Raw genomic sequence first — 23,969 nt, forward strand, 5'->3', positions numbered from 1 at the left:
CCGCATCAGCGATCGGGGCGGTTTTCCACGTTGTTCTACCGCGCGCGGCGAGCCAACCGCTCGGAGTCTGCGATCAGGACGCTCTTGCCTTCGAGTCGCAGCCATCCGCGCTGGGCGAAGTCGGCAAGCGCCTTGTTGACGGTTTCGCGGGAGGCGCCCACGAGCTGGGCGATCTCTTCCTGCGTGAGGTCGTGGGTGACTCGCAGAGCACCGGCTTCTTGGGTACCGAAACGCTGTGCCAGCTGCAGCAGCTGCTTGGCCACACGGCCGGGCACGTCGGTGAAGATGAGGTCGGCGAGGTTGTTGTTGGTGCGACGCAATCGGCGGGCCAGGACGCGCAGCAACTGTTCGGCGATCTCAGGCCGATCCGCGATCCACGAACGCAGAGCCTCGCGGTCCATCGACACGGCGCGGACCTCGGTGACCGTGGTCGCCGACGACGTGCGTGGTCCGGGGTCGAAGATGGAGAGCTCGCCGAACATGTCGGAGGGACCCATGATCGTCAGCAAGTTCTCGCGGCCGTCGATGGAACGACGACCGACCTTCACCTTGCCGGACAAGATGATGTAGAGCCGGTCACCCGGCTCACCTTCGTTGAAGATCACGTGGCCCCGTGGGAAATCAACCGGCTGAAGCTGATTGGTCAATGCCGCGACGGCCGTCGGTTCCACTCCCTGGAAGATGCCCGCCCGCGCCAGTACTTCCTCCACTTACGCCCCTTTCTAGGGTCCAGCCAGACCACGTTCAAAACTTGGGGCCGGTCACACGGTCGATGTGTTGTGTTCGTCACCCGTCATCCAGTCTACGGGTATCGGGTGCGAAACAGGTTAATTACCCCTCATCGAGCGATCACGCCTGTCGCTCGCGGGTTTCGGTGGTCAGCTGGCGCGGATCGAATGCTCGGTCTCGACCGTGGTGGGGACTCTCCGATCGCGGAACTCGTCGAGCGCCGCGGGAAAGCCCGACCGGGCCAGCGTGTCCATCTGCTCGGGCTGAGCCGACTCGAGGAACTCCTCGACATCGTTCGGTCGCACGTTGAGTCGTTCGAGCTGGTTCTCCAGGCGCTCCATCGCCAACGCGAAGAGCATGAGAACTGCGGGGAACAGAAGTACGGCGAGTCCGTGCATGGGGAGTAGTTAACACAACGCAGGTCTCAGAAGAGACACGATCTGCATCTGAATGCACGTCGTTGACGCGACGCGGACCACGCGTCGCCATGCGAGGTCCGTCGGTCGACCACCGGATAGAGCCGTTCACAGAAGTCCGCCGTACCCTGATTTGGTGAGTGTGCGCGAGAACGGGGCGGCCCCGGCCAGGCGTGGCAAGACCGCAGCACAGCGCGGTACCGAGACCCGCACCGGTCTGGTGCGGCGGTCGCGGCGGATGGACCGAACGCTGCAGACGGCGTTCCCGCACGTCTACTGCGAACTCGATTTCACCAACCCGCTGGAGTTGTCGGTGGCGACGATCCTGTCGGCGCAGTGCACTGACGTGCGGGTCAACATGACCACGCCTGCGTTGTTTCGGCGTTACCGGACAGCCGCCGACTATGCCGGCGCCGACCGCGCCGAGCTGGAGGAGATGATCCGGCCCACCGGTTTCTACCGGAACAAGGCCAACTCGCTGATCGGTCTCGGGCAGGCGCTCGTCGAGCGATTCGACGGTGAGGTCCCACGGACATTGCCTGAGTTGGTGTCGCTGCCCGGCTTCGGTCGTAAGACTGCGAACGTGGTCCTCGGTAACGCTTTCGGTGTGCCGGGAATCACCGTGGACACGCACTTCGGCAGGTTGGTGCAGCGCTGGAAATGGACGGCCGAAACCGATCCGGTGAAGATCGAGCAGGCCGTGGGTGAGCTCATCGAGCGCAAGAACTGGACCGACCTCTCGCACCGGGTGATCTTTCACGGTCGGCGCGTGTGTCACTCGCGCAAGCCCGCCTGTGGTGTGTGCGTGCTGGCTGCGGACTGCCCGTCCTACGGCCTCGGGCCCACGGAGAAAGCGGAAGCGGCCAAGCTCGTCAAGGGCCCCGAGACCGACCATCTCCTGAAGCTGGCAGGTCTGTAGTCGATGCCCGTGGACACCCAACCCGAGCGCCCGCGCGCACGGTTTCATCTCTCGACGTCCGCCCGTTGGACCGTCGCCGCGCTGGTCGTGGTCCTGGCGTTGATCGTCGCGATCTGGCCACGTGACTCATCCGATCCGGGCCCGTCCCCGAGCGGGATGCCGACGACGGGAAGCTCCGCGCTCCCCGGGCTGGAGGCCGCGGTCACCGAGGACGACATGGCGAAGGGCCGCGAGAAGGCCGCGTTGCTGCCCTGTCCGGTCGCTACGGGCCCGACACCCTCCGGGTCGAAGCTGGCGGGTGTGACCGTGCCGTGCCTGGCCGACGGATCGACGGTCGACCTGGGCAGCGCAACGGCCGGTACCCCGATGCTCGTCAACGTGTGGGCCCACTGGTGCGGACCGTGCCGGGCCGAGCTGCCGGTGATCGACGAATACGCCAAGAGGGCAGGGGACCGGGTGCGGGTGCTCACCGTGCAAGGAAAAGAGGGCGCCGAGAATCCGTTTCTGTCGCTGACCTTGCTCGCCGAGATCGGCGTACACCTGCCGACGGTGGTGGACACAGACGCCAAGATCGCTGCGGCACTGGGAGTGCCGCGCGCCTACCCGTCGACCGTGCTCGTGCGCGCAGACGGCACGGTGGCAGCAGTGCTGCCGCGGGTGTTCGAGTCGCCCGACGAGGTGGCCGATGTGGTGCGCCAACATCTGGGCGTCGACGCATGACCCGACTTCTGGTGCCGGACGAGAAGGTGCCGCCATGGCTTCGTGGGCTCACCGCGAACCTCGACGGGGTCACCCGGTCGGTCGAGGACCGCGGCGGCGTCACCGAGCGACTGCTGCGATCGATGATGCGGAACCCGAGGTCGGCAGCGGTACTGGTCCTGTTCAGCGGCGACTGGAGCGGCGACCCCACCCACCACGGTGGCATCCCGGCCGACGCCGATGTCCTGCTGACCCAACGCGCTCCGACGTTGCGAAATCACAGTGGGCAGATCGCCTTTCCCGGCGGCGTCCGCGACGACGGTGACGAGTTCCCGGTCGGCACCGCCATGCGCGAGGCCGTCGAGGAGACCCGACTGAACCCTGCCGGTGTCGATCTGCTCGCCACCCTCGACACGTTTCCCGTGCCACCCTCCGGCTTCGAGGTGTCGCCGGTGATCGGCTACTGGCGCGACCCGTCGGAGGTGGGGGTGGTGGACCTCGCAGAGACCGCGCGGGTGGTTCGGGTGCCACTGCGCGATGTGGTCAACCCCCGCAACCGCTTTCAGGTGCAACGCCCCACCGGTATCCCGGGACGTCCTTACCGGGGGCCGGCCTTCGGCGTCGAGAAGATGCTGGTGTGGGGGTTCACCGGGGGATTGCTCGCGGCCATCGTGGAGGCGGCCGGCTGGGAGATCGCCTGGGACAAGACGGATGTCCGCGATCTCGCGGATGAGCTGGCCAAGGTGGGGCAGGAGTGAGCGGAGCCGCATGGGTTGACGTCCTGGTGATCTGCATCGCGCTGCTCGCCGCGGCCTCCGGGTACCGCCAAGGCGCGGTGTCGTCGGCGATGGCGTTTGTCGGGGTGCTCCTGGGTGCTGCCGCGGGGGTTCTCCTGGCGCCACACCTCATCCGGAACATCGAGGATCAGCGATGGCGGCTCGTCGCCGGCGTGCTCCTGCTCGTCGCGCTGGTCATCGTCGGGGAGATCTCCGGCATGGTGCTGGGACGGGCCGCGCGAAGCAGCATCCGCACCCTCTCGGTGCGACGCATCGACTCGGTGATCGGATCGTTGCTCCAGGCGGTCGCGGTCCTGCTCGCCGCATGGGTGCTCGCCACCCCGATCAGCACGTCGGCCCAGCCCCAGATCGCCGGCGCGGTGAGCGAATCGAAAGTCATCGACGAGGTCAATTCGCTTGCGCCGCAGTGGATGCAGCGAATGCCACGCGAGTTCTGGGATATGTTCGAAGGTTCCGGGCTCAAGGAGGCCATCGGCCCGTTCGGCCGCACGCCCATCACGAGTGTCGAAGCCCCCGATCAGGGACTGCTCGAACAGCCGGTGATCGGTCGGGTCCGTCCCAGTGTGGTGAAGATCGAGGGCGTCGCGCCCAGCTGCAATCAGGCGCTTGAGGGCAGTGGGTTCGTGGTCTCTCCAGAGCGGGTGATGACCAACGCGCACGTCGTCGCCGGAACGACCACTCTGCACGTGGTGGCCTCAGGCGACCAGTTCGACGCCACCGTCGTCTACTTCGACCCGAACACCGACATCGCGGTGCTCGACGTGCCGGGCCTGCAGGCGCCGGCGCTACGTTTCGCCGACGAACTCGCGAAGACCGGCGAGGACGCGATCGCCCTCGGCTTCCCCGAGGCAGGGCCCTTCAACGCCAGCGCCGAACGTGTCCGCGAGGTCATCCAGCTCCGCGGCCCGGGAATCTACCCCGGATCTGCTGTGACGCGGGAGGTCTACACGGTGCGCGGCTCGATCCGGCAGGGCAATTCCGGCGGACCGCTGATCAACTCGGACGGCGACGTCCTCGGCGTGGTCTTCGGGGCCGCCGAGGACCCGGCCAGCGAAACCGGATTTGTGCTCACGGCCGATCAGGTCAAGCCGGGCCTCGCCGAATCGGAACGGTTGAGTACCGCGGTCGACACGCAGTCCTGCGTGCATTCGGGGTAGCCGCCGTCAGCGCCCGGCGAACTCGATCAGCAGTTCGTTGACCTCGTCGGGGTTTTCCTGATGTGCGTAGTGGCCGCTGCCGGTGACCTCGGTGAAGTCGAGCCGGTCGACCCATTTGGCGCTGCCTGCCACCGTGGACCGGAGGATGTAGCGATCGAGTTCGCCGTGCATGGCCAGGACCGGGATCTGGAGGCGACGGTCCATCAGCTGGAGGAACTTGTAACCGTCCGGGCGGAATTGGGACCGGAAGGCCCAGCGCCGGTATTCCAGGCTGCAGTGCGCCACACCGGGTATCTGCACCGCCGAGCGGTTGCGCTTGGCGGCATCGACGAAGTCGTCGGTGCGTGGCCACCCCGGCCCGGACCGACGTCGCATCAGTTCCTCGGCCATCGCGCCGTCGTCGCGGGTGAGGTCACGCTCCGCGGTCCGTGGGATCTGGGCTCGAAGCAACCCACCCAGAAATGCCTTGCGTTGGGTCGACTCTCGCATGTTGGCGTTTTTCAGCGCCTGCGGATGCGGTGACGAGATCACCGCCATCGAGCGGACCGACCGGGGATGCAGGGTCGCGGTCGCCCATCCGACGAGACCGCCGTCGGCATGTCCGACGATGGTGGCGTCGGAATGGCCTAGCGCGCGGATCAGGCCGTCCGTGTCACCGGCAAGTGTCCATCCGTCGTAGCCACGAGGCGGTTTGTCGCTGTCGCCGTATCCGCGCAGATCAACGGCCACGGCCCGGAACCCGGCGTTGGTGAGTGCGGCGATCTGGTGACGCCAGCTCCACCAGAACTCCCCGAAGCCGTGCATGAGGAGCACCAGGGGCCGGTTGGTGGGTGTGTCCGCACATTCGACGACGTGCAGGCGCACGCCGTTCGCGCGGACATCATGGTGATGCCACGGTCCCGCGAATCGAACGGTCGACGGGTCCGGGGGCGCCAAATGTCAGCCTTTGAGGACCTTGTGCGAGCCGGACGGCTTGCTCAGGTCTGCACCGGGGTGGACTCCGTCGTGCCCGGAGGTGGGCAGCACTTCGGGCACCCGCTGAACCGATGCGATCGTCTTACTCGGACCGGTTATCCGTTTGAACACCCGATAACCGATGAATCCGGTGATGATCGCCAGGACCAGCAGGATGAGGAACACGATGCCGAACGCGGCCCAGCGAGGCAGCCACTCGTCCAGCAGTTCCCCGAGGAACCAGAAGAAGAACAGGCTCGCGTAGAGCAGCACGGTGAGCGCGACCAGGATGAGGCCCGAACCCACTGCGGCCTTCTTGGCCTCGGCGGTCAGTTCGGCCTTGGCCAGTGCGACCTCGGCGCGGAACAGCGTCGACAAGTGCGTGGTGGCGTCCTTGACCAGACCACCGACACTCGGGTCGCCGCCGGGGCGCACATTGGGGTCGGACAACGGAATCGACGAGACGTTCGGCGGAACATCTCCCGAAGGGCGGTCGTCCAGCGTCACTGCAACTCCTCCATCCTCGGACACCACGCCCGAGTCCATCCCGGACGTTCATCTCTGCATCGCCGGGGTTAGTAGGCCTTATGTTGCCATGCCCGACCCGATTGCAGGTTCATCGGACCTTTCTACGGGCGCGAGGCGCCGTAGATGCGTTAACTGTCGGGTGGTGCACGCGTTAACTGTCGGGTGGTGCACCCGGGGGCCGTCCGGTCGATCGGGTGACACCACCGACCCCCGACCACGAAGGAATGGCATGCCGACCTACCCCATGGAACCGTTCGAGCTGGACTTTTTTCAGACCGCCCCGATCACTCACCGATTCAGCGTCAACCTCCCGGTGCCTCCTGAGCGGGCGTGGGCTGAGCTGACCAGGCAGAACACCCTGGACTGGTGCCGGGTGATCAAGTCGATCACGTTCACCTCCCCGGAGCCCTACGGCGTGGGGACAACCCGTAGGGCCCAGTTGGCACCCGGGTACGCGCAACTGTCGGAGAGGTTCTTCTGCTGGGACGAAGACCGTGAGGCGGGCACCTACCGCAACGCGTTTTACGTGGAGCAGTCCAATGTGCCCAGTCTCCGTCGCTTCGGTGAGTTGAGTGAAGTGGAGCCGTCGGGAGGTGGCAGCCGCTTCACATGGTCGTTCGCCATCGAGATGGGTGGGGTGATGGCAAAGACCTCCAGGTTCGCGTTGCCCATCACGCAGAAGACGTTCGCAACCCTGGAAACCGATACCGTCAAGCACTTCTCGAAGCTGAGCTGACAGCAGCCACCACCCGGCGCCCCTCGGGTTCAGTCGGCCTTGCGGCGGCGGATGTTGTCGAACACCGACGGGTCGACCAGTGTCGAGGTGTCACCGAGTTCGCGTCCCTCGGCGACGTCCTTGAGCAGCCGTCGCATGATCTTCCCGGAGCGGGTCTTGGGCAGTTCTGGCACCACGTAGATCTCGCGTGGCTTGGCGATCGGCGAGATGTCCTTGGAGACCTGGTCTTTGAGTTCCTTGACCAGTTGGTCGCCGGTGTCCTCCTGGCCCTGCCGCAAGATCACGAACGCGACGATGCCCTGGCCGGTGGTGGCATCGGCGGCGCCGATGACGGCGGCCTCGGCGATGCTGTGGTGTCCGACGAGCGCGGATTCGACTTCGGCGGTGGAGATCCGGTGTCCGGAAATGTTCATCACGTCATCGATCCGGCCCAGGACCCACAGGGCGTGGTCGTCGTCGTAACGCGCGCCGTCGCCTGCGAAATACCAACCCTGCTCGGCGAATCGCGACCAGTAGGTGTCGCGGAAACGTTCCTCGTCACCCCAGATGCCGCGCAGCATCGACGGCCACGGCTTGTCGAGCACGAGGAAGCCCTGTTCGCCCGCGCCGACCGGTTCGCCGTTGTCGTCGACGATGTTCGCGCTGATGCCGGGGAGCGGGGACATCGCCGAACCCGGCTTGGTCGAGGTGATCCCGGGGAGGGGAGAGATCATGATCGCGCCGGTCTCGGTCTGCCACCAGGTGTCGACAATCGGGCAGCGCTCGCCGCCGATCACCTCGTGGTACCAGCGCCACGCCTCGGGGTTGATCGGCTCGCCGACGCTGCCGAGCAAACGCAGCGAACTCAGGTCGTGGGCGTCGGGAATCTCCCTGCCCCACTTCATGAAGGTGCGGATCAGGGTGGGGGCGATGTAGTAGGTGGTGACCTTGTACTGCTCGATGATCTCGAAGTGGCGATGTTCGGTGGGGGAGTTGGGCGTTCCCTCGTAGACCACCTCGGTGGCGCCATTCGACAACGGACCGTAGACGAGGTAGCTGTGGCCGGTGACCCAGCCGATGTCGGCGCCACACCAGAACACGTCCTTGCCCGGCTTGTGGTCGAAGACGTTGTGGAACGTGTAACTCACCTGCGTGAGATAGCCGCCCGAGGAATGGACGATGCCCTTGGGCTTGCCCGTGGTACCGGACGTGTACAGAAGGAAGAGCGGGTGCTCGGCGTCGTGCGCCACTGCCGTGTGCACGTTCTCGGCCTTGGCGACCGTCTCGTGCCACCAGACGTCCCGGCCCGGGGTCCAGTCGATGTCGGAGTCGGTGCGATTGACCACCAGGACGTGCTCGACGGATTTCGCTGCGTCGTCCCCGCTGCCGAGTGCCTCGTCGACCGCGGCCTTGAGCGGCGCAGGCTTGCCGCGGCGGTACTGGCCGTCGGTGGTGACGACCAACTTCGCCTCGGCGTCATCGACCCGCGACCGTAGCGCGCCGGCCGAGAATCCTGCAAAGACAACAGAATGTGTGAGTCCCAGACGTGCGCAGGCGAGCATCGTGACGATCGCCTCGGGGACCATCGGCATGTAGATGGCCACGCGATCGCCGGCGACCAGGCCGATCTCGACGAAGTAGTTCGCGGCCTGGCTCACCTCGGCGAGCAACTGGCTGTAGGTGAGGTCGCGGGAGTCGCCCGGCTCGCCGACCCAGTGGATCGCCACCCTGTCGCCGTTGCCCTCGAGGACATGACGGTCGACGCAGTTGTATGCGACGTTGAGTTTGCCGCCGACAAACCATTTGGCGAACGGTGCGCCAGACCAGTCGAGGACGTCGGTGAAGTCGGTGTCCCAGTGCAGTCGGCGGGCCTGCTCGGCCCAGAACGCGAGCCTGTCGGCCTCGGCTGCCTCGGCCAATTCAGGTCCGGCGTTGGCCTGCTCGACGAACGCCGGGGGTGGGGGGTACGCCGCTTGCGCGATTCCTTCACTCATTTTCTGCCCTTTCGTACTGGCTGCCCGACCTGCATGGGCGAGCCCGATCCGGACACCGATCCACGTGCCGCTGTGCTCGGTCCCGTCACAGACGCGCGGTCGCTGTGTTGTACACCACATGATGGTTGCGGCATCATCGGAGGCAATAGCCCCGAAAGTGGATAGTGCAGATGAGTCCAGACAACAGCGTGCTCCGCCCCAGTGATCGTGAACTGGTGCGTGCCACGAGTGCGCGTCTGCGTAAGACAGCCGGGATCCCGGTGGTCTTCGCAGGTCTGCGCGATCGGGACGTCATTCAGGTCACCGAGTCGGTGGGTCACCAGACCGCTGCCCTGCGAACCATCACGGTCACCCCCGAACGTGGGCTCGGTGGGCTGACCTGGCTGAACAAGCGGGCCAAGATGGTTCGGGATTACGGGTCGGCCAGCGAGATCACCCATGACTTCGACGACCAGATCCTCGGTGAGGGCATCACCGACCTGGCTGCGGCCCCCATTGTCGTCGACGGCGCGGTCAGAGGGCTGTTGTACGGCGGCTGGCGCGGTGGCGGAGGACTTCTCGGCGAGCACGCGATGGATGCGCTCTCGCTCGAGGCCGGCCGGATCGGCACCGAACTGCGGATCCGCGACGAGGTGGACCGCCGGGTCGCCGCGATCGCAGCACGCGAGCAGGCTCAGCGGCCGATCCCCGACTGGATCCACGAGCTCCGCGACATCGCGACAGGTGCCGAGGATGAGCAGACCCGACGCCGGATCGGCCGACTCGTCGATCAGATCACCAGTGTCGACCGGTCCGGGGTCGAGCCGACAATCGCACTCACGCCACGCCAGCTACAGGTGCTGTCGCTGGTCGCAATGGGTTTCGGCAACAGGGTGGTCGCCGATCGTCTCGGCCTCACCGTCGACACCGTCAAGACCTACCTCCGGGCCGCCATGGTTCGTCTCGGTGCCCGCACCCGTCACGAAGCGGTGGTGAAAGCGCGCGCCGCCGGCCACGTCCTGGAATTGATCTGACTCCCCGGCCGGCTGCTCTCGCCACCGCATCCCGGCCGGGCACGCCATCTCGGCCCAGTACGCTGGCCTCTCGTGACCGACCCCTTGGCCCCGATACTCGAATTGCCCGGCGTGATCGAGGCAGCCGACCGAGCGCGTGATGCCCTTGCCGCTGCCCACCGGCATCCGGTGAACCTGCGCGGGTGGGAGAAGACGGCAACGGAGGCGTCGTGGCGGGCCGGACGGTCGTCCGCTGCCATCGACGGTGGCAGCGTCGATCTGGTGCGCGACGGCGACTTCGATGATCCCGTGCTCTCGGGTGCCATGCGGGTGGCCCAGGCGCTCGACGGCGAATCACTTCCGCAGTTCGTGTCGACCTGGACGCGTGCACCGTTGCAGACGTTGGCGCGACTACACGTTCTCGCCGCGAACGACCTCACCGACAATCCGCAACTGTTGGGCCGTCCCCGCGCGGACCGCGACCTCGGCCAGCGTCTGGCCTTGCTCGCCCAGCTCATCACCGGCGCGACAAGAGCACCCGCCCCCATCGTGGCGGCGGTGGTGCATGCAGAACTGCTCTCCCTCGAACCCTTCACGTACGCGAACGGGATCGTTGCACGCGCGGCGTCGCGGCTCGTCTGCACCAGCAGCGGACTCGATCCACACAACCTGGGCGTGCCCGAGGTGACGTGGTTCCAGCGCGTGCGCGAGTACCGCGACAGTTCGACCGCCTTCGGTTCCGGAGACCCCGACCGTATCCGGGAATGGGTGCTGTTGTGCTGTGATGCTCTCGAAGCCGGTGCCGCAGAGGCGAACTCGATTGCCGAAGCCGCGCGATGAGCGTCGTCGACCTGCTCTGAACGCGCTGACCTGCTCCGAACGCGCTGCGGGCGGCGTACCGGTTCGCCTCTGCGTTCCGATCGCCGCCCGCTAGCACGGATCCGAGTTACCAAGCGTGCTTTGGTGGTTGTGTGGGATGACCTAGGCGTAGTGTTCCGCCGCCGCTTCGAAGCCGTTCCCACCCAAAGGAACTCACTCGAACTCGACGCCGGATCTCGCAGGCCCGCAACCTGGTGCCTCCCGCGGCGTGCTGCGCGTGGGTGCTCGGTATCCGTGCTGGGAGTGCGCGGTCAGGAGTCCGATCCTTCTCTTCCGGCCCGAACTTGGCTTTCCGCGCTTTCCGTAACTACTTTCTACACCGTGACCGCGGTCACATCAAGACCTCGGGCACATCAATTCGAGATTGACATTTCCCGTTGGGCGGAAACGTTTTTCGTGTTTGCGGTGGGCTCAGGTGCGTCGCGCGTCAGTGGCGCTTGCGGGCGAGGATCGAATAGGTGAGGGCGCCGGCGACCACCGCGCCCAAACCGACTGCCGCCGAAGCGGTCACGGTGGGAGACGGTGTGTTGGGCAGGCGATCGCGGATCGAGATGGGCTTGGTGAACGACAACATCGGCCAGCCGAGAGCGGTGGCCTGCTTGCGCAGCGCACGGTCGGGGTTGATGACGGTGGGATGGCCGACCGCCTGCAGCATCGGCAGGTCGGTGATCGAGTCCGAGTAGGCGAAACACTGGGAGAGGTCGTAGCCGACGGACTCGGCGATCTCGTTCATCGCCGCGGCCTTCTCCTCGCCGTAACAGTAGAACTCGACCTCGCCCGCATACTTGCCGTCGATCACCTTCATCCGGCTGGCCATCGAATAGTCGGCGCCCAGCATCTCGCCGATCGGTTCGACGATCTCGGCTCCCGAGGCGGACACGATCACGACGTCGTGACCCCGGGCCTTGTGGCCGGCGATGAGGTCCGCGGCTTCGGCGAACACCAAGGGGTTGACGATGTCGTGCAGCGTCTCGCGGACGATCGACGACACCTGATCCACGTCCCACCCCGTACACATCTCGGTGACGTGTTTGCGCATCCGCTCCACCTGATCGTGGTCGGCGGCCGACAGCAAGAACATGAATTGGGCGTACGACGACTTGAGTACCGAGCGACGGTTGATCAGCCCCTGGTCGAAGAACGGGCGAGAGAACGCCAGCGAACTCGACTTCGCGATGATGGTCTTGTCGAGGTCGAAGAAGGCGGCGATCCGCGGGCCGGAAGTGGATTCCGGACCACCGTCCGCGGGCCAGGAATAAGTCACGTGTCGAGGGTACGTCGGCCGTCCATTCCGGGCGCGGATTCATCGGTTCGGACTACAGCGGAGGCCGTTAACGATGCCGGATCGGCATGACGAAAAACAAATGGTTGAAGTTGCAATCAATCCGGAGTTTTTGTGTATAGTCGTCATTACCCGGACCTGATCCGGGGCTTTCAGCCCGACCCCCCGGGGCTGAACGCGACGACCCTGGCCTCCTCCCCCCCTGGCCGGGGTCGTCCCCATTTCCGGGGTATGTCGGTCATCTGCCCCACACGATCATCCCCTGCATTTACCCCTCTGACCTGCTGTTCTGTGTGGCGTGTGGTGCCTGCTCGATCGGCTGACGGATCGGGTTGTCCACAGACCGTCGGCCATCCACAGATGGAGGGTTCGGGCAGGTTCACCGGTCGGTGCCGTACCCGATGCTGAGTCCATGCCCGAATCACCCAGCGTGCTCGTCATGGTCTCGTCCGAGGTCGCCGATGACGTTGCGCGTGTCGCAGCAGCCTCCGGTTATCAGGTGTGGCGTGCGGCACCTGAGCGTTGTCGTCGGGAGTGGTCCGAGGCCACTGCTGTGCTCGTCGACGCGACCACTGTGGACGCCACTTTGTCGGCCGGCCTGCCCCGCCGACCCGGCGTCATGGTGGTCGGGCTGACGGGCAATGGACCGGACATGTGGCGCACGGCGCTGGCTCTCGGGGCCGAGGACGGATTCGTCCTGCCCGACGACGAGCACGCCGTCGTCTCCGCCCTGTCGCGCATCCGCACACCCACCGGCCCATCCGGTGTTGCGGTCGCTCTGCTGGCTGGGCACGGCGGCGCCGGAGCATCGACCTTGGCGGCCGCCGTCGGGCTGCTGGCGACCGAGCAGGGCGCCGACGCTTTACTCCTGGATCTGGACGATCTGGGTGGCGGTCAGGACCTGATGCTCGGCATCGAGGACCAACCCGGCCTTCGCTGGCAGGAACTGACTCTGGAGAGCGGCCAGGTGGCAGCCGACTCACTCCACGCCGCCCTGCCCCACGCGCGCGGTGGCCTGGCCGTCCTGACCAGCCGCCGAGGATCCGCGCAGCCTGTGCGTCCCGAGGCGGCGCTCGCCGCGATCGACGCCTGCCGTACACACGGCGATGTGGTGGTCGCCGACCTGCCCCGGCGAGATGACGAGCTGGCGGCGGCCGTGGTGGAGGCGTCCGACGTCGTTGTGGTCGTCTGCTCGGCGACCATCCGGTCGTGCGCGGCCACCCGGGAGGTGGCGCGACGGATGGGCTCACGCAGCGGGCGACTGGAAGTGGTGGTCCGTGGCCCTGCCCCGGGAGGTCTGCGGGCCCGGCAGGTGGCCGAGGTGATCGGTCTCCCGTTGCTCGCCGCGACGCGGTCGGACCCGAAAGTCCCTTGGCAACTCGAGTCCGGCGGCCTTGTACTCGGTCGGCGATCACCGCTGCGGCGGACCGCGGAAGCCGTGCTCCAGCGTGGCGTCGACTCACGTCGGGGGCGGAGATGACCACTCGGACCGATGTAGCCGGCACCACTCGAGCGGCTCTGCTGACCCGTGTCCGGGAACGGCTGGCCGCGACCGCACAAGACCCGACCCCCGAGGTGATGGCGGCGGTGGTCCGGGAAGAAGCCGGTGGGGTCCTCGGCGACACCGATCTCCTTGACGCCCTGCGGTTCCTGCAAACCGAATTGGTGGGCGCCGGAAGGCTCGAGACCTTGCTGGCAGGACCGACGGTCAACGACATCCTGGTGGTCGGCCCGAAACAGGTGTGGGTCGACCAAGGCCACGGGCTGCAGCCGTCGACGATCGAGTTCGAGGACGACGATGCCGTCCGGCGACTGGCCATGCGGCTGGCGCTCGCCGCGGGCAAACGCCTCGACGACGCGCAGCCTTGGGTGGACGGTCAACTCACCGATGTCGGCAGGCGGGGTTACAACGTGCGCCTGCACGCGGTCATCCCGCCCATCGCCGTCGACGGCACGTGTCTGTCGCTGCGAGTTCTCCGGCCGGCCACGCAGAACCTCGACGCGTTGGTCGCGGCGGGTGCGATCGCCGCGGAGGCGGCGACTCTTCTGGAGGCGATCATCGACGCCCGACTGGCCTTCCTGGTTGTCGGGGGGACCGGTGCGGGAAAGACAACCCTGCTGTCGGCTCTGCTCGGCCGAGTTGATCCGGCCGAGCGCATTCTGTGCGTCGAGGACGCGGTCGAACTCGCCCCGCGCCATCCTCATGTGGTGCGGCTGGTGGCCCGTACGCCCAATGTCGAAGGTGCGGGGGAGGTTCCGGTACGCGCGCTGGTTCGCCAGGCGCTGCGCATGCGCCCCGATCGCATTGTTGTCGGCGAGGTCCGCGGCGCCGAGGTGGTCGACCTCCTCACAGCGATGAACACAGGACACGACGGTGGCGCGGGAACACTGCACGCGAACTCCACTGCGGAGGTACCCGCGCGGATGGAGGCGCTTGCCGCGCTCGGTGGCATGGACCGACCGGCGTTGCACAGTCAGCTGGCAGCAGCCATCTCCGTCGTGATCGGCGTCTTCCGCGACGCCTCGGGGGCCCGGGGCGTTGCCGAGATCGGCTTGGTCCGCCGCGGCGACGACGGTCTCGTCAAGATCGAGCCGGTCTGGGATCGAGATGACGGATTCGCACAAGCGGCAACGGATCTCGCCGATCTCCTGAGCTCTAGGCTGCGCCGGTGAGCGCCGTCGTCGCCGCTGTTGCGGTCGCTCTGCTGATGTGGCCTCGTACCCCGCAGCATCTGCGCGCAACCGAGCTGGCCGGGACAGCCCGCCCTCCCCGTCGAAGAATCGGGGATCCTGCAGCGTGTTTCACCGTTGCGGCACCGGTGGCGGCGTTGGCGGTATTCGGCCCGGCAGCCGCACTCGCAGCCGGCATGGCCTCGGCGATGACCTACCTGGCGGTGGTGGCGCGACGACGGGAGAGCGACGCGGCAGCCGAGATGGCCCGGCTGCTGGCAGCGCTCGAGGTCATGATCGCCGAGCTTCGGGTCGGTGCCCACCCCGCTCATGCGTGCCGGCAGGCCGCGCAGGACTGTGTCGATCGCGCGGCGACCTTCGAGATGTTGCAGATGATGGCCGGTCGGGCCGCTCTCGGGGGTGATGTCGCCGATGGCATCGAGCAGGTTGAAAGCAATCAGCGCGAGTCGTGGCGCAGGGTCGCGGTGGCGTGGCGCACCGCGGAACAGTACGGACTGCCGATGGCCGAACTCCTGACGTCCGTGCGGTCGGACCTCATGGCCCGCAACCGGTTTCGGGAACGAACCAGAGCTGCGCTCGCCGGTGCGAAGGCCACCGCACTGGTGCTTGCGTTGTTGCCCGTCCTCGGGATCGTGTTGGGGCAGGCCATCGGGGCGGCTCCGCTGTCGGTGCTGCTCGGTGGTGGCCTCGGTGGCGTGCTGCTGGTGGTCGGGGTGGCTCTGGTGTGTTGCGGCCTGCTGTGGTCGCGCAGGATCGTGGGCAAGGTGACCGCCCTGTGACGCCGTGGGTGATCGCCGCCGTCGCCGGGGCGGGTGGAGTGTGGCTGATACCAGGTCCGGTGTGGCGCACCTATCGCGTTGTCGGTCCGCCTGCTCGCACACCCCGTGATCGGGAGCCGCGATGGCTGGGAAAGAAGAAGGGCGGCGATGAACCATTCGCCGCGGCGGCGAGCTATGAACTGTTCGCGGTGTGCCTGCGGTCGGGACTCCCGGTTGGTACGGCGGCCCGCGTGGTGGCGGACTCGGCGCCACCGGCCCTGGGGAGAACCCTCGCCGAGGCCGCCGACCTCCTTTCGCTGGGCGCGGACCCGTTGCGTGCGTGGGCCGTTCCCGACGATGCGGATCCGGCCGCCCAGGCTCTGGCTGCCATGGCGAGGCGTTCGGCGCGTGCCGGATCATCACCGGTACGTGGCCTCGGGGAGTTGGCCGACGGTCAGCGGGCCGAAGCGCAAGACCGCGCGGCCGCGGCAGCCGAGCGCGCCGGTGTCGCCATCAGCGGTCCGCTGGGTCTGTGTTTTCTGCCGGCCTTTGTCTGTCTGGGCATCGTGCCGGTGGTCATCGGATTGGCCGGGCCGGTGTTCGGCGGGGGATTGCTGTGAAGACTTGCCGCGGAATCACCGCGGCACGAAAAAGGGGGAGAAACCATGATGAACAGAGTCTTTCGAGAAGCGCAGGCCCGCGCGTCGCTGCTGATGACAGACGAGGACGGGATGTCGACCGCCGAGTACTCGTCAGTCTCGATTTACACCGTGAGAGGATGCCCCTGTGAGAGCGCTGATCGTTGTCCGGTTGTCCCGCGTCACCGACGCTACAACCTCCCCCGAGCGGCAGTTAAAAGCCTGCCGCGAGCTATGCACCCAACGTGGCTACGACGTCGTCGGAGTGGCCAGGGATCTCGACGTGTCAGCCGGACTGACTACCCCGTTTGACCGCCCACAGCTCGGCGACTGGCTGACGAATCGCCTCGGAGAGTTCGACGTCCTCGTCTTCTACCGTATGGACCGAATTGTCCGCAGGTTGCTGGACCTTGCGGACTTAATCCGTTGGTGCCAAGAGCATTCCGTCTCGGTCGTCAGCACAGAAGAGAAGTTCCTAGATCTCACGATGCCGTTCGGCGACATCGTGGCCCTCCTGGTTGCCAAGGTCGCAGAGATGGAGCTGGCAGCCATCAGCGATCGCAACGCCTCGGCTGCCCGGTACAACCTCCGCGCTGGCAAGTACCGGGGCGGTGTCCCGCCCTGGGGCTACCTACCCGAGCAAACCGAGGAGGGCTGGCGCTACGTTCAAGACCCCGTGCAAGTCGCCACCATCCGAGAGGTAGTCGACCGTGTCCTCACAGGTGAACCGCTCAGAGCCATCGCCCACGACCTGACCACTCGCGGGGTGTTGACACCCAAAGACCGGTTTGCACAGTCGCGAGACCGGGAGGTGAAGGGTTACGAGTGGCATTCATCGCCTCTGAAGCGCTCCCTGACTTCTCCAACGCTGTTGGGTCAGGTAGTCGCCCGCGAGACCCTCGTAGACGCCCAGGGCGGCGTCAAGCGGGACGGTAGGGGCAAGAAGCTATTCGGCCCCGAGGCCGTCGTTCGCGGCGACGACGGATCTCCTGTCGTCCGATCTGAGCCGATCCTGACCCGCGAGGTCTTCGACCGGCTCGGCGTCGAGCTGTCCGCCCGCGAGAACCGGAAGGAACCGACGAAACGCAGCTCGGGTCTGCTGCTCCAGGTGATCCATTGTGGGGTCTGTGGGCGACCGGCTTACCGGCAGAAAGGCGGCACGGGCCGCAAGCCCCGGTACCGGTGTGCCTCGGCGCAGTACAAGGAGACGTGCGGAAACAAGTCAATCCCGCTCGAGACGGCGGATGAGACGGTAGAGCAGCTTCTCCTTGGCATGCTCGGCAGCTCCGAGCGGCTCGAAAGAATTTGGGACACAGGATCAGACCACTCGATTGAGCTGGCCGAGATTGATGACACCCTCGCAGACTTGACGGGTCTCCTCGGCAGCGGCATATACCGCGCCGGTACGCCTCAGCGCGCAAAGCTGGACGAGCGCATCGAAGCGCTGGCCGTCCGTCAGTCGGAGCTGTCGAACGAGACGGTGAAGCCATCAGGCTGGACCTGGCAGCCGACCGGCGTGACGTTCGGCGACTGGTGGGGGCGGCAGGACGTCACGGCCCGCAACGTGTGGCTGCGGTCGATGGGCATCCGGCTGGATTTCGAGTTCGTCGACTCTGACCCCGCGCCCAACCTCCGGTTGAATCTCGGAGAACTCGGCACCCTGACGGAGCAGATGAACGCGAATGGCCCTGTGGCCGAATGGCAGCGGAGGTTTGATGCGATGAGCAAACATGGCATCGCAGGTGCCGAAGTGAGGGATGGCAACGTCCAATTGATCCCGGCGGAATGAGCCGTCGGCTAGCTCGGCGTCACCGACTAATCGATCGATGCTTCGCAGCCTCATCTATCCTCTGCAACAGTTCTCGGGCGCTCCGCGTGGCCTCGCCTCCCTCACGCCCTTCGATTGCCTCACTGAGGTAACCCTGTCGACGAGCACGCATTATGTGGCCTTTGACCGTGGGCACCGGTTTGCCGAGTGCGTCGGCGAGTGCTGTCGAGACTCCACGCCCCTCGGGAGTGAGTGCCTCATACGCCGCTGCCAATCGCGCTAGATACTCGTCGGATATCCGACCCTTGCCGCTGTTGTAGGCGGTAACGAGCGCTTCCAGCGCGCTGGCCGCTGCGTCTGAATGCGCGTAGTGAAACGCTTCGACCGTATGAATTTGACCTCTACGGAGGTAGTCGAGGACTTGTCTGGTTGCCTCGCGAACCTCGTCGTAACCCAACACTGAGCCTTCAACAGCACGGATCGTCACCTGGACGATTCTTCCGTCTACCTCGCCTTTCTCGATTACATACGGCGCGTTCAGCGTCTCGATCTCCATACCCAGGACCGTACCGGTGTTGGTACCGTTTGACAACCGTATGAACCGTATGAGACCGTGAGAGATGTCAGCGAGAGCTGGCGACCCTCAACTAAGAAGGAGACCGAATTGACCAACGAGATCAATTCACTCGGAGTCATCCGTCCGCGCTGGCTGATCGCCAACGGCGACCAGGAGCGTGTGGAAGTGCTGCGGAGTCCGCTCGTCAGCGAGCGAGATCGGATGTATTCACCAGTGCGCCAGCACATTGCAGCTCACGGGCTCGTCTTGGCAGCGCGTGAGACGTTCCCCAGTGCGGAGTTCATGTACGGCGAGGCCGAGATGTCGGTCTACGTCCCTCCAGCTGTACGGAACGCGGGGTACACCGAAGCGGGTGCAGCATGAGCGCCCCCGAGATCGGCGAGGTCGAGACAACCGCATCGGGGATTCGGTTCGTTCGCCCGTTGAGCGACGCATCCGCGAAGAATGTCCCCGGCAAAGTTGATCGGTGGCGGGCAGAGAACCCGAACCACGTGCACCGCCAAGAGGTGAAGACGACAGGCGGGGCATGGGTCCAATTCTGGGGCTTCCGTGTCTACTACGGACCATGCGCCGACTGTGGTGGCCTGGTCCACACCCGGCGAAAGATCGCAGATAAGAAGGACGGGCGGACCAATACCGGTCGCTGGCCCAGGTACTGCACTGAGTGCCGCCGCAGACGCGACGAGGCGCACGACGCCGACGCACCCCGACGCATGGCCGAGAAGCGCAAACGACAGAAGGCTGACCTGCTCAAGCAGTGTCAGGCCCTCGGCATCAACCCGCCGCAGCCCGGAAGGCCTAGGGGTCCAGCGGGATCAAGACTGTGATATCACTCACTTAGGCACACCTAATAATGTGTTCCTATCAAGTACTGAAGGGTTAGAAGAGGTCAAGAGGCCTCAGTAGCTTGCGTGCCGCTCCCGTTGGGTGAGCGCCGCAGTGGAGACCGTTCGGTCTCCTCATCGGTCGGGTCTCTCCCGTTCTCGCCTGACCGCATGACTTCCCGAGGATCACTGCGACTACAGCCATGGTCGTGTCGTGCCTCGGGTTGGGGGGATGACACACCTGCAGCCAGTCATCCTCGCCTCCTGTGTGGAGATCCCCCGGCCTGTCTCGTCAGACAGCAGGCCGGGGTTTCCCTCTCTGCCAGAACGCTGAAAAGCGTTCTGCACCTTTTATTTAACCGATTCCGTACACGCACACGAAGGGAGGGCACCATGCCCACCGTTACTGACCGGTGCCCTCGTGGGCACGACACCAGCACCCGCGCTGACCGCGACACACAAGGGCATTGCCGCAAGTGCAAGGCCTATGACGAACGACGCCGCCGCGCAGGCAACAGCGCCGCGCTGATGGTTGTTCGCGCCTTGGAGTCTGCAGGTGCTGTGTTCCAGATCGACGGCGTACCCGTCGAGCCTGCGGAGGTTGCTCGAAAACTGGCCGATGCCTACGCAGCCGGTGTGTTCGACACACAAACTGCGTGACACCAGCGGCCCGGATGGCCCGCTCTAAAGCCCTGGAGGCGACCGACGGCAACCGTCGTGAGCAACACCACACATCACCCTGAAGGGAAACAATCACATGAAGGTCAACACGTTCGACCAACTGCCGCCGAGCTGGCAGGACACCGTCAAGGAAATGCGAGACGAGTGCAAGACGTACCGTCTTCGCCTCCGCGCCGCAAACAGGGCCAATGAACACCTCCGCAAGGGAGGTCTCCGGTTCATGACGCAGCGCGACGCAGCCCGCCAAGAGGCCGAATCGCTCCGAATCGAGCTGGCTGCTCTCCGCGACGAGCTGGAGGCCGGTCGAAATGTCAAGTGACACGTTCTCCAAGCTCACTTGGCACAAGCGCACTCACGGCCACAAGTTCACCGGAGCTGAGTTCCGAGTGTTGATGTCGATCTTCGATCACTCCAGCGCGGACGGCACTAACTCGCACCCAGGTATCAGGCGGATGATGGACGAGACCGGGTACGGCAAAGCAGCGGTCTCGACAGCGGTGACTCAACTGAAGGCACGCGGTTGGATTCACGAGACGCGAAAAGGATCGGGTGTGTCCGGTAACGCGTCGGTGTTCGAACTCGTACGCGATGCGCCCAAGCCCCCGAGTAGTTCGCCTCCAGGCGAACAACCTATACAGGCGAGTAGTTCGCCTGGAGTGGACCAACCTTCAGAGGTTGTTCGCCTGGAACGAACCAGTAGTTCGTCTGGAGCGAACCAGGTTGTTCGCCTGGAGCAGTCCCCATCAGATCCGGATATCAGATCCGGATCAGATCCTTTTACATCAGATCAGGAAGAGGTTCGGTGTTCACCGAACCATCCGGGAGGTTTCGGCGAGACCGCTTCCTACGGGCGGTCTCTTCCGGATGCGGGATCAGAGGCACCTGCAAGTGCCGATGGCGGTGCAGCAGGCACCGCACAGGGTGAGGCTGCCTCACTGTCCGCAGCCGAACAGACCGACCCCTGGGGATCGGCTGAACTTGCATCGGGGTCGATAGACATCCACCCATTTGCGATCACGGTGCTACACCACGACGACGAGCCTCCGCCTGACCGGAGGCGGGCGAGCAAGCGCAGACAGCGATCGTTCGGCGAACGGATGAACGTCTAACCCACACACATGACCCAACCGGGAGCCCTGGCCTGACAGCCGGGGCTCTCGTCGTATCAAACAGAGGAGAGAACAAATGATTGACCAACTGACGCACGCAATAGAGCGAGCAGCCGAGTTCGGAGCACCCCCAAGGACGTTCCTCGTCGGGCCTGACGTCGCCGTCGACTACGGAACCGGACGCCACCCATTCGACGGGATGACCGTCACCCACTGGACGGTGGACTGATGGCCGAGAGGATCTGCAAAGACTGCCGCACCCGGCAACCGGTGTCTGAGTTCCCCGCCGACCGGTGGGACCGCCCCGTCATCCGTCGGTGCCTGACGTGTCTGGACGAGCACACAGCTCAGTTCATGACTCGCGCCGAGGCAGCCAAGCACCTCGGCATCACACAGGCCGAGTTCGACCGTTTGGGGTTCCCAGTCGTGGGCTCTTACGCGCCTCCCAAGGGCGCTCTGGTTCATCTGTATGCACGAGCCGATTTCCCCGTAGAGAAAGCGCAGGTAGAAGCCGCATGAGTTTGGAATCCACGTCCACAGAGACGACAGAAGCACTTCCCGAGGGTGGCAACACCGGAGAGGCTGAAAACAGCTCTCAGAAGGGCAATCGCGAAGCCCGGTACCGAGTCGAGCGGAACGACGCTCGAGCGGAACGTGATGCGCTAGCCCAACGGATCGAGCGGATGCAACGCGCTGAGGTCGAACGAGTTGCTGGTGAACACCTTTCGATGGCCGGTGATCTGTTCTCGCTGTCAGGCAACGAGCTGGCCGACTACTTGACCGAGTCCGGTGATATCGACGCCGCGAAGGTGTCCGCAGACGTCGCGGAGATCCTTGCCGAACGACCCGGACTCAGGAAACCCGCGCCCGCGTTCGATCCGACGCAAGGTCATGGGGGCTCTCCCAAGCCAAAAACTGAGCCATCGCTGGCGGCGATGATCAGAGGCACCGTAGCAGTGCCATTCGGCATCCACGTCGCCAACTGAACTCTGCTCTGCTGACCGTCTGTGGCGGCAGCGGGACACCATAGAGCCTCTGTGAGGCAACCAGATCCGAGTCTGTGACTCGATAAGCACCACACCACCAATTAGGCCTCTGGCAACGAGCCAGGGGCCTTTCTCATGTCCATAGGAGGGCAACCCCCATGACCGTTCTTAACTCCACCCTCGCAGCCGCCTGGACCCCCGAGGACTACGGCAAGGCAATCGATCTCGTCGTCGACGCCGAGTCCATCGCTTTCCTGGTTGCGACCGTGACAAACACTGACAAGCAGACGATCCGGTTCCCGATCCTGGTTGACGACGCCGCGACCGGCTGGGTTCCCGAAAAGGGCACCATCCCGCTGACCGACCCGGAAACCGACGAGGTCGTCGTGACCCCCACCAAGGTCGCCGGTCGCACCGAGCTGTCGAACGAGTCCGTTATGGACTCCGACCCGGAGGTCTTGGACGAGACCGCGAAGGGGCTTGGCCGCAGTATCGCGAAGCGTATCGACGCCGCGTTCTTCGGCAACACCGTGACCAACGGGCCGAGCGGCCTGCTGTCTCTGGCGGCTGACTTCCAGGTGGTCGACGCTGGAGCGTTCACCAACCTGGATCCGTTCCACGACGCGAAGCTGGAGGCGCTCAACAACAACGCCGAGCTGACTCATTTCGTGCTGGCTCCCGATGTCGCCAACACCCTGGCCAAGGTCAAGACCGCCAGCGGCTCGAACGCGGGCCTTTTGGAGACCGTGGACGACGGGATCCGCTTGGCGGGTGTCCCGGTGTATGTGTCCCGCGCTGTCGCAGCGGGCAACGCCTGGGGCCTCGACAAGCGCCAGCTCCGTACGGTTCGCCGCCTCGGCACGACCATCGTCGCCGACGGCAGTGCATCGTTCGACTCCGACGCCACGCAGCTCCGCGCCACCTCGCGGGTTGGGTTCGGCTTCGCCAACCCGGCTGGCATCGTCCGCTTGCACGATGCTGCCTGATCGAGATCGCTTGATCAACAACTGAATACGTCGCTAGAGGGGCACCCCGAGCAGGTGCCCCTTTGGCGTCTCCCCGCCAGATCTACTGCATCCCGGAGTGAAACATGCCCATCCATAACGGATCTCAGAAGATGAAGGATCTCCACATCGGTGGAACCAAGATCGGTGCCGCTCACATGTGGAACGGCTCGTCATGGGTCAAGGTCTACTCATCGGCTCCGACGCTGATCCCTTCGGGTCTCACCTTCGGCACCACAACGACCAACCTCGGTGTGAACATCTGGACGGACTTGTGGAACATCTCCACCTGGGTGGTTCGCACAGGCTACGAGGGCACAGTCCAGAATCCGAACGGAAAGATCAACATCGCTGGGGCTGGCAACTACACCCTCAACTACGGGATCCGCTTCGGCGGATCTGGTACGGCGAACCGAGGGGCTCGAGTCTTGCTGGAACGGGGAGGTCAGGTGTATCTACTCCATCAGACGGAGGCTTCCACCTCGTCGGTGGTCCGAACCGGAGACCCGAGCGTTCAGGCGCTGTATCCAGGTGACGTGATCTACATGCAGGGCATCTGCAACCACTCCACATCGACCAGCCGGAGAGTGAACAACACTTCTCCCGGAACGTATTTCACGATCGATCCGGTCGTCTAGACGCCTCCCCAATGCCAAGAGCTGCTCACTATCGCACCGGTGTGCAAGGCCTGGTGCATGCGTAGGTGTGTAGGTAGGTAAGGCGTGAGGGGGGTGTGTGTGCAGGCAGAGGGGCACACAGTGAGTACTAGGGGGGGTGCATATAGAGGGGGGGTAGTACCCCCCTAGAGGAGAGAGCACTAGTGCAGGAGAGAGCAGGTGTGCAGGTGTGTGCAGTGCAGGTGCAGGTTGAGA

General features: G+C 65.3%; 28 protein-coding genes. 21 read left to right on the forward strand and 7 right to left on the reverse strand.

Translation table 11 applies throughout. From position 1 onward, the window contains the following. Window positions 1-35: 35 nt before the first annotated feature. The gene (locus ACVWY6_RS07795) at window positions 36-710 is read right to left on the reverse strand and encodes a Crp/Fnr family transcriptional regulator (protein WP_023956441.1); all 675 of its coding nucleotides are present in this window, start codon (window positions 708-710) and stop codon (window positions 36-38) included. Between the two features lie 168 nt (window positions 711-878). Next, window positions 879-1,127: a hypothetical protein gene (locus ACVWY6_RS07800; RefSeq protein ID WP_023956440.1), complete on the reverse strand. Its 249-nt coding sequence runs from the start codon at window positions 1,125-1,127 to the stop codon at window positions 879-881. A 256-nt stretch (window positions 1,128-1,383) separates the two neighbouring features. Here ACVWY6_RS07800 and nth point away from each other — a divergent pair, with 256 nt between their 5' ends. Genes nth through ACVWY6_RS07820 form a run of 4 tightly spaced genes read left to right on the forward strand, consistent with a single transcriptional unit; the run spans window position 1,384 to window position 4,717 of the window. After that, entirely contained in the window at window positions 1,384-2,064 is a 681-nt protein-coding gene (gene nth / locus ACVWY6_RS07805; RefSeq protein ID WP_235189468.1) for an endonuclease III, read from the forward strand. A 3-nt stretch (window positions 2,065-2,067) separates the two neighbouring features. Beyond that, entirely contained in the window at window positions 2,068-2,784 is a 717-nt protein-coding gene (locus tag ACVWY6_RS07810) for a TlpA family protein disulfide reductase (protein ID WP_400724187.1), read from the forward strand. Beyond that, window positions 2,781-3,521 (forward strand): NUDIX hydrolase, encoded by a 741-nt coding sequence (locus ACVWY6_RS07815; RefSeq protein ID WP_457537203.1) that lies wholly within the window; start codon window positions 2,781-2,783, stop codon window positions 3,519-3,521. The genes ACVWY6_RS07810 and ACVWY6_RS07815 overlap by 4 nt, the downstream gene beginning before the upstream one ends. Beyond that, the gene (locus ACVWY6_RS07820) at window positions 3,518-4,717 is read left to right on the forward strand and encodes a MarP family serine protease (RefSeq protein WP_457537205.1); all 1,200 of its coding nucleotides are present in this window, start codon (window positions 3,518-3,520) and stop codon (window positions 4,715-4,717) included. Before ACVWY6_RS07815 ends, ACVWY6_RS07820 begins: the two co-directional genes overlap by 4 nt. Before the next feature lie 6 nt (window positions 4,718-4,723). On the opposite strand, the gene ACVWY6_RS07825 is transcribed toward ACVWY6_RS07820, so the two are convergent. Continuing rightward, window positions 4,724-5,653, reverse strand: a complete 930-nt coding sequence (locus ACVWY6_RS07825) for an alpha/beta fold hydrolase (RefSeq protein WP_457537207.1) — start codon at window positions 5,651-5,653, stop codon at window positions 4,724-4,726. Window positions 5,654-5,656: 3 nt separating this feature from the next. Next, the gene (locus ACVWY6_RS07830) at window positions 5,657-6,178 is read right to left on the reverse strand and encodes a phage holin family protein (protein WP_030169033.1); all 522 of its coding nucleotides are present in this window, start codon (window positions 6,176-6,178) and stop codon (window positions 5,657-5,659) included. Between the two features lie 250 nt (window positions 6,179-6,428). Here ACVWY6_RS07830 and ACVWY6_RS07835 point away from each other — a divergent pair, with 250 nt between their 5' ends. Beyond that, window positions 6,429-6,935 (forward strand): SRPBCC family protein, encoded by a 507-nt coding sequence (locus ACVWY6_RS07835; protein ID WP_457537209.1) that lies wholly within the window; start codon window positions 6,429-6,431, stop codon window positions 6,933-6,935. A 29-nt stretch (window positions 6,936-6,964) separates the two neighbouring features. Here ACVWY6_RS07835 and acs read toward each other — a convergent pair whose 3' ends face one another. Beyond that, window positions 6,965-8,908 carry an acetate--CoA ligase gene (gene acs / locus ACVWY6_RS07840; RefSeq protein WP_400724200.1) on the reverse strand — a complete coding sequence of 648 codons (1,944 nt, stop codon included), beginning with the start codon at window positions 8,906-8,908 and terminating at the stop codon, window positions 6,965-6,967. Between the two features lie 170 nt (window positions 8,909-9,078). Between acs and ACVWY6_RS07845 the strand changes: the two genes are divergently transcribed. After that, the gene (locus ACVWY6_RS07845; protein WP_030169041.1) at window positions 9,079-9,921 is read left to right on the forward strand and encodes a helix-turn-helix transcriptional regulator; all 843 of its coding nucleotides are present in this window, start codon (window positions 9,079-9,081) and stop codon (window positions 9,919-9,921) included. 72 nt (window positions 9,922-9,993) lie between these two features. Beyond that, window positions 9,994-10,740 (forward strand): oxidoreductase, encoded by a 747-nt coding sequence (locus ACVWY6_RS07850; protein ID WP_457537212.1) that lies wholly within the window; start codon window positions 9,994-9,996, stop codon window positions 10,738-10,740. 466 nt (window positions 10,741-11,206) lie between these two features. Here the strand turns inward: ACVWY6_RS07850 and ACVWY6_RS07855 are convergent, their stop codons facing one another. Beyond that, window positions 11,207-12,043, reverse strand: a complete 837-nt coding sequence (locus ACVWY6_RS07855) for an HAD family hydrolase (protein ID WP_116916555.1) — start codon at window positions 12,041-12,043, stop codon at window positions 11,207-11,209. Window positions 12,044-12,473: 430 nt separating this feature from the next. Between ACVWY6_RS07855 and ssd the strand changes: the two genes are divergently transcribed. The 5 genes from ssd (at window position 12,474) to ACVWY6_RS07880 (ending at window position 17,937) form a co-directional block, all read left to right on the forward strand. Further along, window positions 12,474-13,541: a septum site-determining protein Ssd gene (gene ssd / locus ACVWY6_RS07860; RefSeq protein WP_457537214.1), complete on the forward strand. Its 1,068-nt coding sequence runs from the start codon at window positions 12,474-12,476 to the stop codon at window positions 13,539-13,541. Beyond that, window positions 13,538-14,734 (forward strand): TadA family conjugal transfer-associated ATPase, encoded by a 1,197-nt coding sequence (locus tag ACVWY6_RS07865; RefSeq protein WP_457537216.1) that lies wholly within the window; start codon window positions 13,538-13,540, stop codon window positions 14,732-14,734. Before ssd ends, ACVWY6_RS07865 begins: the two co-directional genes overlap by 4 nt. Then, entirely contained in the window at window positions 14,731-15,531 is an 801-nt protein-coding gene (locus ACVWY6_RS07870; protein ID WP_457537218.1) for a type II secretion system F family protein, read from the forward strand. Before ACVWY6_RS07865 ends, ACVWY6_RS07870 begins: the two co-directional genes overlap by 4 nt. Next, on the forward strand, window positions 15,528-16,130 hold the full coding sequence (locus tag ACVWY6_RS07875; RefSeq protein ID WP_400724218.1) for a type II secretion system F family protein: 603 nt from the start codon (window positions 15,528-15,530) through the stop codon (window positions 16,128-16,130). Before ACVWY6_RS07870 ends, ACVWY6_RS07875 begins: the two co-directional genes overlap by 4 nt. 166 nt (window positions 16,131-16,296) lie before the next feature. Further along, on the forward strand, window positions 16,297-17,937 hold the full coding sequence (locus ACVWY6_RS07880; RefSeq protein WP_457537220.1) for a recombinase family protein: 1,641 nt from the start codon (window positions 16,297-16,299) through the stop codon (window positions 17,935-17,937). A 19-nt stretch (window positions 17,938-17,956) separates the two neighbouring features. Here ACVWY6_RS07880 and ACVWY6_RS07885 read toward each other — a convergent pair whose 3' ends face one another. Continuing rightward, window positions 17,957-18,472, reverse strand: coding sequence for a hypothetical protein (locus ACVWY6_RS07885; protein WP_457537222.1), 516 nt, complete (start codon window positions 18,470-18,472; stop codon window positions 17,957-17,959). Window positions 18,473-18,580: 108 nt separating this feature from the next. Between ACVWY6_RS07885 and ACVWY6_RS07890 the strand changes: the two genes are divergently transcribed. The 9 genes from ACVWY6_RS07890 to ACVWY6_RS07930 all read left to right on the forward strand — a co-directional run bounded on the left by ACVWY6_RS07890 (window position 18,581) and on the right by ACVWY6_RS07930 (window position 23,735). After that, complete coding sequence (locus tag ACVWY6_RS07890; RefSeq protein ID WP_457537224.1) at window positions 18,581-18,856, forward strand: hypothetical protein; 276 nt, start codon at window positions 18,581-18,583, stop codon at window positions 18,854-18,856. An 854-nt stretch (window positions 18,857-19,710) separates the two neighbouring features. Further along, entirely contained in the window at window positions 19,711-19,977 is a 267-nt protein-coding gene (locus ACVWY6_RS07895) for a hypothetical protein (RefSeq protein WP_457537226.1), read from the forward strand. Between the two features lie 97 nt (window positions 19,978-20,074). Continuing rightward, window positions 20,075-20,317, forward strand: coding sequence for a hypothetical protein (locus ACVWY6_RS07900; RefSeq protein WP_457537228.1), 243 nt, complete (start codon window positions 20,075-20,077; stop codon window positions 20,315-20,317). Then, entirely contained in the window at window positions 20,307-21,107 is an 801-nt protein-coding gene (locus tag ACVWY6_RS07905; RefSeq protein WP_457537229.1) for a MarR family transcriptional regulator, read from the forward strand. The genes ACVWY6_RS07900 and ACVWY6_RS07905 overlap by 11 nt, the downstream gene beginning before the upstream one ends. Before the next feature lie 76 nt (window positions 21,108-21,183). Next, complete coding sequence (locus tag ACVWY6_RS07910) at window positions 21,184-21,336, forward strand: hypothetical protein (RefSeq protein ID WP_457537230.1); 153 nt, start codon at window positions 21,184-21,186, stop codon at window positions 21,334-21,336. Then, a complete protein-coding gene (locus tag ACVWY6_RS07915; RefSeq protein WP_457537232.1) occupies window positions 21,336-21,626 on the forward strand; it encodes a hypothetical protein in 291 nt (96 codons plus the stop codon). The genes ACVWY6_RS07910 and ACVWY6_RS07915 overlap by 1 nt, the downstream gene beginning before the upstream one ends. Continuing rightward, window positions 21,623-22,093: a hypothetical protein gene (locus ACVWY6_RS07920; RefSeq protein WP_457537234.1), complete on the forward strand. Its 471-nt coding sequence runs from the start codon at window positions 21,623-21,625 to the stop codon at window positions 22,091-22,093. The genes ACVWY6_RS07915 and ACVWY6_RS07920 overlap by 4 nt, the downstream gene beginning before the upstream one ends. A gap of 158 nt (window positions 22,094-22,251) precedes the next feature. Next, window positions 22,252-23,079, forward strand: coding sequence for a phage major capsid protein (locus tag ACVWY6_RS07925; RefSeq protein ID WP_457537236.1), 828 nt, complete (start codon window positions 22,252-22,254; stop codon window positions 23,077-23,079). Between the two features lie 104 nt (window positions 23,080-23,183). Beyond that, on the forward strand, window positions 23,184-23,735 hold the full coding sequence (locus ACVWY6_RS07930) for a hypothetical protein (protein WP_457537238.1): 552 nt from the start codon (window positions 23,184-23,186) through the stop codon (window positions 23,733-23,735). The last annotated feature ends 234 nt before the right edge of the window (window positions 23,736-23,969 follow it).

The organism is Williamsia sp. R60 (genome assembly GCF_054063855.1).

Coding starts and splice junctions, on each gene's coding strand:
- ACVWY6_RS07845 (WP_030169041.1), top strand. CDS start 9,079: ATGAGTCCAGACAACAGCGTGCTCCGCCCCAGTGATCGTGAACTGGTG.
- ssd (WP_457537214.1), top strand. CDS start 12,474: ATGCCCGAATCACCCAGCGTGCTCGTCATGGTCTCGTCCGAGGTCGCC.
- ACVWY6_RS07835 (WP_457537209.1), top strand. CDS start 6,429: ATGCCGACCTACCCCATGGAACCGTTCGAGCTGGACTTTTTTCAGACC.
- ACVWY6_RS07930 (WP_457537238.1), top strand. CDS start 23,184: ATGCCCATCCATAACGGATCTCAGAAGATGAAGGATCTCCACATCGGT.
- ACVWY6_RS07800 (WP_023956440.1), bottom strand. CDS start 1,127: ATGCACGGACTCGCCGTACTTCTGTTCCCCGCAGTTCTCATGCTCTTC.
- ACVWY6_RS07915 (WP_457537232.1), top strand. CDS start 21,336: ATGGCCGAGAGGATCTGCAAAGACTGCCGCACCCGGCAACCGGTGTCT.
- ACVWY6_RS07895 (WP_457537226.1), top strand. CDS start 19,711: ATGCCCACCGTTACTGACCGGTGCCCTCGTGGGCACGACACCAGCACC.
- ACVWY6_RS07905 (WP_457537229.1), top strand. CDS start 20,307: ATGTCAAGTGACACGTTCTCCAAGCTCACTTGGCACAAGCGCACTCAC.
- ACVWY6_RS07900 (WP_457537228.1), top strand. CDS start 20,075: ATGAAGGTCAACACGTTCGACCAACTGCCGCCGAGCTGGCAGGACACC.
- ACVWY6_RS07920 (WP_457537234.1), top strand. CDS start 21,623: ATGAGTTTGGAATCCACGTCCACAGAGACGACAGAAGCACTTCCCGAG.
- acs (WP_400724200.1), bottom strand. CDS start 8,908: ATGAGTGAAGGAATCGCGCAAGCGGCGTACCCCCCACCCCCGGCGTTC.
- nth (WP_235189468.1), top strand. CDS start 1,384: ATGGACCGAACGCTGCAGACGGCGTTCCCGCACGTCTACTGCGAACTC.
- ACVWY6_RS07910 (WP_457537230.1), top strand. CDS start 21,184: ATGATTGACCAACTGACGCACGCAATAGAGCGAGCAGCCGAGTTCGGA.
- ACVWY6_RS07810 (WP_400724187.1), top strand. CDS start 2,068: ATGCCCGTGGACACCCAACCCGAGCGCCCGCGCGCACGGTTTCATCTC.
- ACVWY6_RS07925 (WP_457537236.1), top strand. CDS start 22,252: ATGACCGTTCTTAACTCCACCCTCGCAGCCGCCTGGACCCCCGAGGAC.
- ACVWY6_RS07865 (WP_457537216.1), top strand. CDS start 13,538: ATGACCACTCGGACCGATGTAGCCGGCACCACTCGAGCGGCTCTGCTG.
- ACVWY6_RS07815 (WP_457537203.1), top strand. CDS start 2,781: ATGACCCGACTTCTGGTGCCGGACGAGAAGGTGCCGCCATGGCTTCGT.
- ACVWY6_RS07885 (WP_457537222.1), bottom strand. CDS start 18,472: ATGGAGATCGAGACGCTGAACGCGCCGTATGTAATCGAGAAAGGCGAG.